This window comes from Streptomyces lichenis (genome assembly GCF_023218175.1).
Lineage (GTDB): Bacteria > Actinomycetota > Actinomycetes > Streptomycetales > Streptomycetaceae > Streptomyces > Streptomyces lichenis.
In genome coordinates, this window is record NZ_JALPTH010000015.1 from 1 (window position 1) to 12,952 (window position 12,952).

The window sequence follows — 12,952 nt, forward strand, 5'->3', positions numbered from 1 at the left end:
TGTCCACTACGTTAGACCATTTCCTCTGCCGATTCATAATCGAGTCGGCGAGAACAGAATCCGCGCATGACGGAAACCGCCCTCAAGAGAGGTGGTAGATTGCTGTGGTGGGTTTTGCCGCCCCAGGGGTGCACGAACGGCACGCCCTGCTCTTGCGGCTTGGTCGACACTAGGCGGTCGCGCCTGCCAAGTCAAGCCCTGTCAAGACCTCCGTCGGCGCGGAGTGTGCGCCCGGTAGGGACTGACCGTGGAGTCGCCGTCGATCCAGAAGCGCCAGGGGTGGGCCGCGCCCTCCCCGCCGACCCCGGTGCGCGGGCCGCTGCTCACCTGGTCAGGCAGTACGGGGGCACCGGTGAGAACGGCGAGGGGAGAGTCCGGGCCGGCGCAGGTGTCGGTGCCGTCGAGGGTGCGGTCGACGTCCAGCGCGGTGGCCAGACGGGCCGGGCCTTTGGCCAGTTCCTTGTCCGACCGGGCCGAAACCCGCCGCTTACGCGCGAGCTCCTGGCCGACGCGTACCTCCCCGGCACGGAGGAGGACACCGCTCGCCCGGTCCTCGGGGCCGCAGACCAGGTTCAGGCAGTGCCACATCCCGTAGGTGAAGTAGACGTAGGCGTGGCCGGGCGGGCCGAACATGACGGCGTTGCGGGCAGTGCGGCCCCGGTAGGCGTGCGAGCCGGGGTCGTCCTCACCCGCGTACGCCTCCACTTCGGTGAGCCTCAGTTCGATGGGGCCGTCGTCGGTCATGCGCACCAGGGTGCGGCCGAGCAGGTCGGGGGCGACCTCCAGGACGGGGCGGTCGAAGAAGTCCCGCGGCAGCGGCGTACGGTCGGGGCGGTCCGGGCTCTCGATCATGGCGTCCGAGCGTAGTCGTACGGATCCGGTGTCCGTCCGGGTCCTTCGGGGGTCGGTCGTACGGGTGCCGCGGGCCCGGGCGGGGAACCGGACCGGTGGCCGGCGCGTATGCCCGTATACAAGAGGCCCGGCAAGGGGCCCGGCAAGGACTCGCGTGACACCTCGCGGGTGCGAGGGATCCGAGAAGGACCGGGGACGACGTCGACGTACGAAGGACCCGGTCAGTGGAGACTGGGCTGCCGGACCGAAGGGGTCCGGAGACCGAGAGGGAGTGGACATGGCGTTCAGGAAGCTGCTTGCGAGCCTGGGAGCCGGTGGCGCGTCGGTGGAGACGGTGCTGACCGAGTCGAACGTGGTGCCCGGTGGTGTGGTCCAGGGTGAGGTGCGGATCCAGGGCGGCTCGGTGGACCAGCGGATCGAGGCGCTGTCCGTCGGTCTGCAGGCCCGGGTCGAGGTCGAGGGCGGCGACCAGGAGGTGAAGCAGGACATCGAGTTCGCCAAGGTGCGGCTCGGCGGGGCCTTCGAGCTGCAGGCGGGCGCGGTGCACGTGGTGCCGTTCGGGCTGGACATCCCGTGGGAGACCCCGGTCACCGCCGTCGCCGGGCAGCAGCTGCGCGGTATGGACATCGGGGTGCGCACCGAGCTGGAGATCGCGCGGGCGGTGGACTCGGGTGACCTCGACCCGATCACCGTGCACCCGCTGCCGGCGCAGCAGGCGATCCTGGACGCCTTCATCCAGCTGGGCTTCCGCTTCAAGAGCGCGGACATGGAGCGGGGCCACATCGGCGGTACGCGGCAGCGGCTGCCGTTCTACCAGGAGATCGAGTTCGCGGCGCCGCAGCAGTACCGGGGGCTGAACGAGGTGGAGGTGACGTTCGTCGCCGACGGGCGCGAGATGGACGTCATCCTGGAGATGGACAAGAAGCCGGGGCTGTTCAGCGAGGGCAGCGACTCCTACCGGGCGTTCCAGGTGGGGCTGAACGACTTCGCGGGCACGGACTGGGTGGCGTACCTCAACCAGTGGCTCGCCGATGTCGGCGGCCGTCGCAACTGGTTCTGATCCCCGCCACCCCGGGGTACCCGGGACCCGGACGCCGGTCCGGCCGGTCCGGCCGGACCGGTGAGCAGTCGATCGATACGGAGGTGCACACGTGGCCGAGGGACAGCGGGCTCCGCTTCCTCATGACTTCCATCCGCCGGTGCCGTCGTTCACCGTGGTGAGCGATGACATGAAGCATGGAGGCGTGCTGGCGGACGCTCAGGTGCAGGTCGGCGGGGACACCTCGCCGCATCTGCGCTGGGAGGGCTTTCCGGCGGAGACCAAGAGCTTCGCCGTGACCTGCTTCGACCCGGACGCGCCCACGGGCAGCGGCTTCTGGCACTGGGTGCTGTTCGACATCCCGGCGTCGGTGACGGAGCTTCCGGCCGGCGCGGGCGGGGACGGGTTCGAGGACCTGCCGGAGGACGCGGTGCACGCGCGCAACGACTACGGCTCCACGAATTTCGGCGGGGCCGCCCCGCCGCCGGGCGATCCGGCGCACCGGTATGTGTTCACGGTGTACGCGGTGGACACCGAGAAGCTCGGTACGGACGCTGAGTCGACGCCGGCGGCGGTCGGCTTCCATCTGCGTTTCCACGCCCTGGCGCGGGCGCAGCTGGTGGCCGAGTACGGGGCTCCCGCCAAGGGCTGATCCGGGTCCGTCGTTCTCCCGTTGTTTGCCCGCTCCTGGTCTTGGAGAGATCAGGAGCGGGCAAATTTCTTTTCCAGCGTCGCCGGATGGCCGGGGGCGGGGAGCGGATATTGCGTTGTCCTCGCCCCGGGGCCCGGCCAGAGTTGGTCCAAGCCCGCCGGGGGGCGGGCCGGCACACGGGAGGTGGGCAGGTTGCGGGACACTCTGGTACTCAACGCGAGCTTCGAGCCGCTGTCGACGGTGACGCTGAACCGTGCGGTGGTGCTGGTGCTGACGGACAAGGCCGTGGTGGAGCAGGAGCACCCGAGGCTGCGGATGCGCGCGGCCGCCGTGGAGCTCCCGGTGCCCCGGGTGATCAGGCTCTGCCGGTACGTACGGGTGCCGTTCCGAAGACAGGCCCCGTGGTCGAGGCGGGGGGTGCTGGTGCGGGACCAGCACCGGTGCGCGTACTGCGGGCGGCGCGCGACGACGGTGGACCACGTGGTGCCGCGGGCGCAGGGCGGCGGGGACACCTGGTTGAACACGGTGGCGTCCTGCGCGGAGGACAACCACCGCAAGGCGGACCGGACTCCGGAGCAGGCGGGGATGCCGCTGCTGCACCAGCCGTTCGTGCCGTCGCCCGCGGAGGCGATGCTGCTGGGGCTGCGGACGGGTGAGCGGGCGCAGTTGCCGGAGTGGCTGACGCCGGGCGGTGTGGTGCCGGTCGCGGGGGCCGGTGGGGTGGCGGCGACGGCGGCCTGAGCCCGGGAGGGGTGTGCCGGTTCGGCAGGGGGTGTCTGCCCCCTGCCGCCGGGCGTCAACGGGGCGGCTCGCCCCGCCGGATGGACGCGGTGTGGAGGGCGAGGGCGGCGAGGGCGAGGACTCCGCTCGCGAAGAACGGCCCGCGCTCCGCCGCGGCGGTGCCCAGGGCGGTCGCGGCGACGAGGGGACCGGCCGCGGCGCCGGTGTTGAGTGCCGCGGTGGCGTACGCACCGGCCATGACGGGTGCTCCGGCGGCGGCCTCGTAAAGGATGCGGGCGATCAGGGTGGCGCCCACCGCGAAGGACAGCGTGCCCTGGAGGAAGACCAGGGTGAACAGCGCGGCCGGCTTGCCGGCCAGCGTGGCGAGGGCGAGCCAGCCGACCGGCAGGAGCGGGCCGCCGACCGCGAGGACGAGGCCGGGGTGCCGGTCGGACAGCCGCCCCGCGAGGGTCACTCCGGTGAGGGAGCCGGCGCCGAAGAGCATCAGGACTGTGGTGATCCACAGGTCGTCCAGTCCGGCGGTGACGGTGACCACGGGGGCGAGGAAGGTGAAGCTGCCGAAGGTGGCGGCGTTCACCAGGGCCCCGAGCAGCATGGTCAGGGCCAGTCGGGGCCGCAGCAGCCGGCCGAGCTCGGACCGCAGGGCGGGTGGTGCGGTGCCGTCCTCCGAAAGGGGCCGCGCGGGCTCTCCGCTCCCCCGCAGTCCTATGAGGACGCCGAGGGCGGCGGGCAGGCAGAGGAGGGCGACGGCCCAGAAGGCGGCCCGCCAGCCGAGCAGGGTACCGAGGGCCGATCCGCCGGGGACTCCGGCGATGGTGGCGACCGTCGTGCCGGACAAGAGCACCGCCATGGCCCGTCCCTTCCGGTCGGGAGGCACCAGGGCGGTGGCGGTGGTCAGGGCGACCGCGAGGAAGCCCGCGTTGGCGAGCGCGGCGGCGATCCGGGTGGCCAGCAGGGCCGGGAAGCTGGTGGTGGCGGCGCCCACGGCATGGGCCGCCGCGAACAGCAGGAGGCAGCCGAGGAGGCTCGCGCGGGCGGGGAGGTCGCGGGCGAGTGCGGCGAGGAGCGGCGCTCCGGCGATCATTCCGACGGCGAACGCGGAGGTGAGGCTGCCCGCCGTGCCGACGCTGACGTCGAGGTCGGTGGCGATGTCCGGCAGGAGGCCGGCCAGCATGAATTCGGAGGTGCCCATGGCGAAGACGGCCAGGGCGAGCAGATAGAGCGGCAGGGGCATCGAGTGGCTCCGGGGTGAGGAGAACGAGAAGGAGACGTCTCGTCACCGCGGTCAGCGCCCCGGGGCGGCCACCGCCACCCCTCCGCGCATGAGCCACCCGTCCGCGCACGCGCCGCGCGGACGGCGCGGCGGAAGGCGGAGGAATGGGCAGGGCGTGGGCAGGGAGCGGTGTCCGGACACCGGCTCTCCGGCTGGTGTCCGGGACCCCGTGCCCGGGATCGGGCGGCTACGGGGCCTGGGGCTCAGGGGTTCCGGGGGCTGACGGCGTGACCGTGAGCCCCCGACTCGTCCGATTCGGGGCTCGACATGGCGCGCACGCTACCGGGGCGGTCGGCCCGGGGCATCCGCATTTCGCCATGGAGATTCAGCGGAGGAGGAGCTGGACGATCGCCAGGGTGCCGACGACGAGGATGACGATCCGCAGCGCGGTCGGCGGGAGGCGGCGGCCCGCCTTGGCGCCGATCTGGCCGCCGATGGTGGAGCCGACGGCGATGAGCACGACGGCCGTCCAGTCGAAGTGGGCGACGAAGAGGAAGAAGAGCGCGGCGATGGAGTTGACGATGGCCGCGAGGACGTTCTTCACCGCGTTGAGCCGCTGCAGGGTGTCGTTGAGCAGCATGCCCATCAGGGACAGGTAGATGATCCCCTGGGCGGCGGTGAAGTAGCCGCCGTAGACGCTGGCGAGCAGGAGCGCGACGAAGAGCAACGGGCCGCCGGTCGGGCTGGTCTCGGTGTTCTCGCGTTCGCGGCGGCGCTGGACGGCGCGGGAGATCCGGGGTTGCAGGATGACCAGGACGAGGGCGAGGGCGACGAGGACGGGCACGATCGTCTCGAACGCGGTGGACGGCAGCAGGAGGAGCAGGACCGCTCCGCACAGTCCGCCGATGGCGGCGGCGATCCCCAGGCGCAGGATCCGGCGGCGCTGGCCGGCGAGTTCGGCCCGGTAGCCGATGGCTCCGCTGATGGAGCCGGGGATGAGCCCGAGGGCGTTGGAGACGGTGGCGGTGACCGGGGGCAGTCCGGTGGCGAGGAGCACCGGGAAGGTGATCAGTGTGCCGGAGCCGACGATGGTGTTGATGGTGCCGGCGCCGATGCCCGCGGCGAAGACGGCGAGCATCTCCCAGATCGTCACGGTGTGCCCTTCGTTCGGTGCCGGGGGCCGGGGAGAGCCGGGGCCGGCGCTGATCGGTGCGCTGGTCGGTGCCTGGTACGGCGTGAGGCGGTCGGCGCGGTGCGTCGCGGCGGGTGGGCCGCGGGCGCCGTACCGGCCGCCTCCTCAGGGACCGATCATGCACGAAGGGCGGGTGGGTCAGTCGACCGGGGGCTCCTCGCGGCGCTGGGCGGGCGGGGCGGCCTTGCCGCCGCCGCTGCTGCCGCCGGGCCCGCCGGGGTTGAAGCCGGTGGCGCCGTTGCCGAGGTTGCCGAAGGCGCCGGAGAGGCCCTTGAGGGCGTCACCGATCTCGCTGGGCACGATCCAGAGCTTGTTGGCATCGCCCTCGGCGATCTTCGGGAGCATCTGGAGGTACTGGTAGGAGAGCAGCTTCTGGTCGGCGTCGCCGGCGTGGATGGCCTCGAAGACGGTGCGGACGGCCTGGGCCTCGCCCTCGGCGCGCAGGGCGGCGGCCTTGGCCTCGCCCTCGGCGCGGAGGATGGCGGACTGCTTCTCGCCCTCGGCGGTGAGGATCTGGGACTGGCGGATGCCCTCGGCGGTGAGGATGGCGGCGCGCTTGTCGCGGTCGGCGCGCATCTGCTTCTCCATCGAGTCCTGGATGGAGGTGGGGGGCTCGATGGCCTTCAGCTCGACGCGGTTGACGCGAATGCCCCACTTGCCGGTGGCCTCGTCGAGCACACCGCGCAGGGCGGCGTTGATCTCCTCGCGGGAGGTGAGGGTCCGCTCCAGGTCCATGCCGCCGATGATGTTGCGCAGGGTGGTGACGGTGAGCTGCTCGATGGCCTGGATGTAGCTGGCGACCTCGTAGGTCGCGGCGCGGGCGTCGGTCACCTGGTAGTAGATGACGGTGTCGATGTTGACGACCAGGTTGTCCTGGGTGATGACCGGCTGCGGCGGGAAGGGGACGACCTGTTCACGCAGGTCGATCCGGTTGCGGATGGAGTCGATGAACGGGACGACGATGTTGAGGCCCGCGTTGAGGGTGCGGGTGTAGCGGCCGAAGCGCTCCACGATGGCGGCGCTGGCCTGTGGAATGACCTGGATGGTCTTGATCAGGGCGATGAAGACAAGCACCACCAGGATGACCAGGACGATGATGACTGATGGCATCGTGCTCCCCGTGCCCCTTTGCTGCCGGTTGCCGGTCGCTGCCGGTTGGCTCTGAGCTCTTCTCTGAACTCTTCTTGATCGAGATCGAGTCTTCCAGATGCGCGGGTGTGCGTGTGCCGGTTCGGCTCAAGGGCCTTGCGCCGAGGCCGGTGTGGCGGGCCGTCATCCACCGGCATCGTCACATGACGACGGCGGTCGCCCCGTCGATCTCGGCCACGTCGACCTTGTGGCCCGGTTCGAAGACCGCGTCGGCGTCGAGGGCGCGGGCGGACCAGACCTCACCGGCGAGCTTGATACGGCCGCCGGCCCCGTCCACCCGTTCCAGTACGACGGCCTGGCGGCCCTTCAGGGCGTCCACCCCGCTGGCGTGCTGGGGGCGGCCGTCGCGGTGGCGGGCGGCGATGGGGCGGACCACCGCGATGAGCGCCACGGAGACCAGCGCGAACACCAGCACCTGCGCGACGACGCCGAAGCCGAGGGCCGCGGTGACGGCTCCGGCTATCGCGCCGACGGAAAACATCCCGAACTCCGGCATCGCGGTCAGGACGAGCGGGATGCCGAGCCCCACCGCGCCGATCAGCCACCAGACCCATGCGTCGATGTCCACCTGGTCATGGTAGGTCGCGGGAGTGCGCGCCGACAGGGCGCGGCGGACTCCCGCCACCGTGCGACGCCCGGTCAACCGGCCCCGTACGCGGGCGGGTTCGTGAGTCAGGAGAGCGGGAGGCCCTGGGCGGTGTACCGTTCGCCGACGTGCTCGACCACCAGCGGCAGCCCGAAGCAGAGGGAGAGGTTGCGCGAGCTCAGCTCCATCTCCATGGGGCCGGCCGCGAGCACCTTGCCCTGGCGGATCATCAGGACATGGGTGAAGCCCGGGGGGATCTCCTCGACATGGTGGGTGACCATGATCATCGAGGGGGCGTACGGGTCGCGGGCGAGCCGCCCGAGGCGGCGCACCAGGTCCTCGCGGCCGCCGAGGTCCAGGCCGGCGGCCGGCTCGTCCAGCAGCAGCAGCTCGGGGTCGGTCATCATGGCGCGGGCGATGAGGGTGCGCTTGCGCTCGCCCTCGGAGAGGGTCCCGAAGCGGCGGTCCAGGTACTCCGTCATCCCGAGCCGGTCGAGGAACGCGCGGGCGCGGTCCTCGTCCACGGCGTCGTAGTCCTCGTTCCACGTGGCGGTCATGCCGTACGCGGCGGTCAGCACGGTCTCCAGGACGGTCTGGCGCTTGGGGAGCTTCTCGGCCATCGCGATCCCGGCCATGCCGATGCGGGGGCGGAGGTCGAAGACGTCGACCCGGCCGAGCCGCTCACCGAGGATGGTGGCGTCGCCGCGGCTGGGGAAGAGGTAGCTGGAGGCGATGTTGAGGAGGGTGGTCTTGCCCGCTCCGTTGGGGCCGAGGATCACCCAGCGCTCGCCCTCCTTGACCGACCAGGAGACGTCGTCCACCAGAGCGCGTCCGTCGCGGACCACGGATACGTCCACCAGCTCCAGCACATCGCTCATGAGTGCGTTGTCTCCCCTGTCCTGTCGGGTCTCTCGTCCACGCGGTGCGCGTCCGTGGACGCGGTGCACGTGCGGGTACGTGGCGTCCAGGGAAAACCTACGCCACCGGTGGAGGACGCCGGGCGCGAGGGCCGGATCCGGCCACGGGTTCCGGCCGTCCGAGCCGGCCACGGGTGGTCCTAGGCTGGGGGGATGCTCTCGGAACCACGCTCAGGACGGTTGGCCGCATGGGGGAACGCCCTGCTGGCAGGTCTGGTGTCGCCGGACGACGCGGTGCTCGCGGTCGTCGGGGACGACGCGGTGCACCGGGTGGAGGGGCTGCCGGGTGAGTCCTCGCCGGTCGGGCTGACGCTGGCGCTGGGCCGGCTGCGGGCCCTCGGGGTCTCCGGATGGCGGGTGGCGCTGCCCGCGCCCGGGCATCCGCTGGGGCTCAGCGGCCCGCCGGAGTTCAACGCGCGGGCCCTGGAGGCCGAGGAGGCGGTGGTCGGCACCGGAGCGCCGTTCGGTCTGGTGCCCGAGGTATACGAGGCGGGTCCCGGCGGGGCGGCGCACGCCGAGGACGTCCATGTGGAGGTGGTCTGGCACTGCCTGCCCGTACGGGAGGCCCCGCCGGCGGACGTGCCCTCGCTCGGTGAGGCGGAGCGCGAACTGGCGGAGGCGCTGCGGGAGGCGACGGTGGTGCTGACGAAGCTGGACGTGGCGGCCTCCGGTCCGGTCGCGGAGGCGGCGATCGACGCGTACCGCGCGCGGGCGGCGGCGGGTCGGGAGCTGCTGGCCCCGGGGTATCCGCCGCGGGCGGTACGGGTGCTGGAACTGGCCCAGCGGGTGGGGCTGATGGTCTCGCTGGCGTACGAGCCCCTGCGGGGTGCGGGCGGGGCGGTGAGCGCGTCGGAGATGGCGGCGCGTGCGGAGGCGCTGCGCCCGGTGGAGCGGGTGGCCCGGCGGGCGCAGGTGGCGGCCTTCAACGCGTGGGTCGAGGAGCGGGAACGGGAGCGCGGCTGACGTGGGCGGCTGGCGCCGCCGTTGACCGGGTCCGCCCGGTGGCCTCGCTGACGCGTCTGCGTCTGCCCTGGTTTCGGTCCGGTGGCGGTTTGCCGGTCCGGTGGGTGTGCACTCTGCCCGGTGGGTGGGGGGCGGGGCACTCCGGGCTCACGTGCTCGCCGCTCGCGCTGACCGTTCGAGGTCAATCTCACCGCCTCATTACGCTCGGCGGCTGCGCGCGCGACCCTGCGTACCCCACCCAACGTCCGGAGGGCGAGTGCACCCCCGGTGGCCCCATCTCCCGGCCTGACGGCCGGGACCAACGTTCGACGCGGCGGTACGGGCCCCAGGCCGAAAGGGTGCCGCAGCTGGTTGTACGAGCCCGGGGGGCCGTACCACCCGCCGGGCAGTAGCGTCCGAGCGGTGCGGGCCCTCGGCCCGGCAGGACCTGGTTCGCCACGGGCCAGCCTCCGGGCGGCGGTCGGGGACCGAAACCGGAAGGCCGTACCCGGTCGTACGGGCCCGAGGCCCGGGAGACCGCAGGACACCTGCGGTCTCCCGGGCCGGCCGTATCACCCGCCGGGCGGTGACGTCCGGCCGGTGCAGGCCCATGGCCCGGAAGACTGGCCGCCGCCGTGGAGGGGCAGTCGCCCTACCGGGTGGGCGGGGTCCCCACGCCGGTCCGGTGGGGTCCGGACGAGGCGGTCCGGGTTCTCGGCCCGGTAGTGCGCAACCACCGCGAAACGGCGGTGCGCCGCCGGCCGGGTGGGAGCCATCGGCCGGGAGGTCATCGGCCACGGCGAAACGGGGCGGTGCATCGCCGACCGGGTGCGGGCCGTCGGCCCAGAGGTCACCACCCACGACGAAGCGGGGCAGCGCATCACCCGTCGGGTGGGGGCCATCGGCCCAGAGGTCACCACCCACAGCGAAAGGGGGCAGTGCCTCGCCGGGCGGGTGAGGGCCATCGGCCCGGAGGCCATCACCCACGACAAAACAGGTCAGTGCATCGCCGGCCGGGTGCGGGCCGTCGGTCCGGAGGTCACCACCCACAGCGAAACGGGACGATGTGCCGCCGGTCGGGTGGGGGGCGGCCCGGAGGTCATCAGCCACGGCGATGGGGTCAGTGCGCCGCCGGTCGGGTGGGGGTACGCAGGGTCGCGCGCGGAGCCGCCGAGCGTAATGAGGCGGTGCGCTTGACCGTCGAACGGCAAGCGCGAGCGGCGAGCACGTGAGCCCGGAGTGCCCACGCCCCCACCCACCGCAGAGCGGACCCGACCACCGGACCGGCGAAAGGCCACCGGACCGAAACCAGGGCAGACCCACCCGCGTCAGCGAGGCCACCGGGCAGCAGCCCGGCCCGGTCACCGGCGGCGCAAGCCGCCCACGTCGCCCACGCTGCCCGCGCGGGGGCCGCTTAGTGGTTGAGGGCTACGTCGCCGAAGGCCGGGTTGAGGAGGCCGATGACGTTGACGCTGTTGCCGCTGACGTTCACCGGGACGTGGACCGGGGCCTGGACGAGGTTGCCGGAGGCGACGCCCGGGGAGCCGATGGCGGTGCCGTGGGCGTGGGCGCCGTCGGTGGCGGACGCGGCGCCCGCGGTGGCGGCGACGAGGCCGCCGGCGAGCAGGGTGAGGGCGGCGGCCTTCTTGAGGTTCTGCATGGGGATTCCTCCGTTGGTCGGGGTGCGGTGATCACCGCACCGGGGCACTGAACAACGGCGGAGGGCTCCTCGGGTTGCGCCGAGTGGGTGACATACACCCGACGGTATGAATGTCAGGCCGGGCTTAACCGGACAAGCCGTGGCGTACGGCCCACAGCGCGGCCTGGGTGCGGTCGGCGAGGTCGAGCTTCATCAGGATGTTCGAGACGTGGGTCTTGACGGTCTTCTCCGAGAGGACCAGCGCGCGGGCGATCTCGCGGTTGGAGCGGCCGTCGGCGATCAGGCCGAGGACCTCCCGTTCGCGTTCGGTGAGGGTGCCGCCGCGTCCGGTGCCCGCGCCGCCCACCTCGTCGTGGGAGAGCAGGGCGCCGGCGACCTCGGACTGGAGGAGGACGTGCCCGGCGTGCACGGAGCGGATGGCGCCGGCGAGCGCCTCGGGGTCCACGTCCTTGTAGACGTACCCGGAGGCGCCGGCGCGCAGGGCGGGGACCACGGTGCGCTGCTCGGTGAAGCTGGTGACGATCAGGACACGGGCGGGGTTGTCCCGCTCGCGCAGGGTGCGCAGGGCCTCGACGCCGTCCATCCCGGGCATCTTGACGTCCATCAGGACGACGTCGGGCCGCAGCTCCTCGGTGAGGGCGACGCCCTCGGCGCCGTCACCGGCCTCGCCGACGACCTCGATGTCGTCCTGGACCTCCAGGAAGGTGCGCAGTCCGCGGCGGACCACCTGGTGGTCGTCGACCAGCAGGACGCGGATGGTCTTGTCAGCCACCGGGGACCTCCATCTCGATCGTGGTGCCCTTGCCGGGCGTGGAGCGCACGGTGAGCGTGCCGCCGACGCCGCCGGCCCGGTCGTGCATGGAGACCAGGCCGAGGTGGCGGCCGGCCCGGCGGACCGTCCGGGGCTCGAAGCCCTTGCCGTCGTCGGTGACGCTGAGGACCGCGCCCTGGCCGCGGCGGGCCAGGGAGACGGCGACCTTGCCGGCGCCGGAGTGGCGCAGCGCGTTGTGCAGGGCCTCCTGGGCGACCCGTAGCAGGGCCTCCTCCTGGGTGGCGGGCAGGGCGCGCACCCCGCAGCTGTCGAAGGTCACCCGGGCGGTGTGGGCGCGGTCGAGGACCTGTATCTGGGTGCGCAGGGTGTGGACGAGGCCGTCCTCGTCGAGCGCGGCGGGGCGCAGCTCGACCACCGCGGCGCGCAGCTCGTCGGCGGCCTCGGCGGCGAGGGCGGCGACCTGCTGGAGCTCGCCCTTGGCGCGGGCCGGGTCGCGGTCGACCAGCGCGGCGGCGGCCTGCGCGGTGAGCCGGAGGGAGAAGAGCTTCTGGCTGACGGCGTCGTGCAGCTCGTGGGCGAGGCGGGAGCGCTCCTCGGCGATGGTGAGCTCGCGGCTGCGCTCGTGCAGGCGGGCGTTGGCCAGGGCGATGGCGGCGTGCTGGGCGAGGATGCCGAGCAGTTCCTCGTCCTCGGCGGTGAAGCCGCAGCGGCCCTCCTGCGGGGCCGGGCAGTGCTTGTTGGCCAGGAAGAGGGCGCCGATGGTCTCCTCGCCGTCCCGGATCGGCATGCCGAGGAAGTCGGTCAGCTCGGGGTGGGCCGAGGGCCAGCCCTCGAAGCGGGGGTCCTTGCGGACGTCGGCCAGCCGCTCGGGCCGGGCCTCCTGGAGCATCGCCGCGAGGACGCCGTGCTGGCGCGGCAGCGGTCCGATCGCCTTCCACTGCTGCTCGCTGACGCCGTCCACGACGAACTGGGCGAAGCCCCCGTGGTCGTCCGGGACGCCCAGCGCCGCGTACTCGGCGTCGAGCAGCTCCCGGGCGGAGGCGGTGATCGTCTTGAGGACGTCCCGCACCTCCAGGTGGCGGCTCATGGCCAGCAGCGCGGTGCTGACGGCGGCGAGGCCGGTGCGGGGTGGTCGATCGGTCATGAGTTCACGTTACCCGGGGGCGGTGACCGTCCGTATCGGGCTGTGGACGGCCGGGGGGTGGGTCGCTCGGCCTAGGCCGAAGTCCCCTCCCGG

General features: G+C 72.8%; 13 protein-coding genes. 4 read left to right on the top strand and 9 right to left on the bottom strand.

Annotated elements, in window-relative coordinates; translation table 11 throughout:
• Positions 1 to 201 precede the first annotated feature (201 nt).
• On the bottom strand, positions 202 to 852 hold the full coding sequence (locus M1O15_RS16345; RefSeq protein ID WP_248634596.1) for a DNA-3-methyladenine glycosylase: 651 nt from the start codon (positions 850 to 852) through the stop codon (positions 202 to 204).
• Positions 853 to 1,129: 277 nt separating this feature from the next.
• On the opposite strand from M1O15_RS16345, the gene M1O15_RS16350 reads away from it, so the two are divergent.
• The 3 genes from M1O15_RS16350 (at position 1,130) to M1O15_RS16360 (ending at position 3,284) form a co-directional block, all read left to right on the top strand.
• On the top strand, positions 1,130 to 1,912 hold the full coding sequence (locus tag M1O15_RS16350; RefSeq protein ID WP_248634598.1) for a sporulation protein: 783 nt from the start codon (positions 1,130 to 1,132) through the stop codon (positions 1,910 to 1,912).
• Positions 1,913 to 2,003: 91 nt separating this feature from the next.
• Positions 2,004 to 2,543: a YbhB/YbcL family Raf kinase inhibitor-like protein gene (locus M1O15_RS16355; protein ID WP_248634599.1), complete on the top strand. Its 540-nt coding sequence runs from the start codon at positions 2,004 to 2,006 to the stop codon at positions 2,541 to 2,543.
• A 192-nt stretch (positions 2,544 to 2,735) separates the two neighbouring features.
• Positions 2,736 to 3,284 (top strand): HNH endonuclease, encoded by a 549-nt coding sequence (locus M1O15_RS16360; protein ID WP_248634600.1) that lies wholly within the window; start codon positions 2,736 to 2,738, stop codon positions 3,282 to 3,284.
• A 55-nt stretch (positions 3,285 to 3,339) separates the two neighbouring features.
• On the opposite strand, the gene M1O15_RS16365 is transcribed toward M1O15_RS16360, so the two are convergent.
• From M1O15_RS16365 to M1O15_RS16385, 5 genes are all read right to left on the bottom strand, one after another.
• Positions 3,340 to 4,518 (bottom strand): Cmx/CmrA family chloramphenicol efflux MFS transporter, encoded by a 1,179-nt coding sequence (locus tag M1O15_RS16365; protein ID WP_248634601.1) that lies wholly within the window; start codon positions 4,516 to 4,518, stop codon positions 3,340 to 3,342.
• Between the two features lie 364 nt (positions 4,519 to 4,882).
• The gene (locus tag M1O15_RS16370; protein WP_248634602.1) at positions 4,883 to 5,650 is read right to left on the bottom strand and encodes a sulfite exporter TauE/SafE family protein; all 768 of its coding nucleotides are present in this window, start codon (positions 5,648 to 5,650) and stop codon (positions 4,883 to 4,885) included.
• Between the two features lie 177 nt (positions 5,651 to 5,827).
• The gene (locus tag M1O15_RS16375; RefSeq protein WP_248634603.1) at positions 5,828 to 6,799 is read right to left on the bottom strand and encodes an SPFH domain-containing protein; all 972 of its coding nucleotides are present in this window, start codon (positions 6,797 to 6,799) and stop codon (positions 5,828 to 5,830) included.
• 178 nt (positions 6,800 to 6,977) lie between these two features.
• Positions 6,978 to 7,406, bottom strand: a complete 429-nt coding sequence (locus M1O15_RS16380; protein WP_248634604.1) for an NfeD family protein — start codon at positions 7,404 to 7,406, stop codon at positions 6,978 to 6,980.
• A gap of 104 nt (positions 7,407 to 7,510) precedes the next feature.
• Positions 7,511 to 8,302, bottom strand: coding sequence for an ABC transporter ATP-binding protein (locus tag M1O15_RS16385; protein WP_248634605.1), 792 nt, complete (start codon positions 8,300 to 8,302; stop codon positions 7,511 to 7,513).
• 192 nt (positions 8,303 to 8,494) lie between these two features.
• Between M1O15_RS16385 and M1O15_RS16390 the strand changes: the two genes are divergently transcribed.
• On the top strand, positions 8,495 to 9,304 hold the full coding sequence (locus M1O15_RS16390; protein WP_248634606.1) for an Rv1486c family protein: 810 nt from the start codon (positions 8,495 to 8,497) through the stop codon (positions 9,302 to 9,304).
• Between the two features lie 1,393 nt (positions 9,305 to 10,697).
• Here M1O15_RS16390 and M1O15_RS16395 read toward each other — a convergent pair.
• The 3 genes from M1O15_RS16395 to M1O15_RS16405 all read right to left on the bottom strand — a co-directional run bounded on the left by M1O15_RS16395 (position 10,698) and on the right by M1O15_RS16405 (position 12,859).
• Positions 10,698 to 10,943, bottom strand: a complete 246-nt coding sequence (locus M1O15_RS16395) for a chaplin (RefSeq protein ID WP_248634607.1) — start codon at positions 10,941 to 10,943, stop codon at positions 10,698 to 10,700.
• Between the two features lie 124 nt (positions 10,944 to 11,067).
• Positions 11,068 to 11,715 (bottom strand): response regulator, encoded by a 648-nt coding sequence (locus M1O15_RS16400; RefSeq protein ID WP_248634608.1) that lies wholly within the window; start codon positions 11,713 to 11,715, stop codon positions 11,068 to 11,070.
• The gene (locus tag M1O15_RS16405) at positions 11,708 to 12,859 is read right to left on the bottom strand and encodes a GAF domain-containing sensor histidine kinase (protein ID WP_248634609.1); all 1,152 of its coding nucleotides are present in this window, start codon (positions 12,857 to 12,859) and stop codon (positions 11,708 to 11,710) included. The genes M1O15_RS16400 and M1O15_RS16405 overlap by 8 nt, the downstream gene beginning before the upstream one ends.
• Between the last annotated feature and the right edge of the window lie 93 nt (positions 12,860 to 12,952).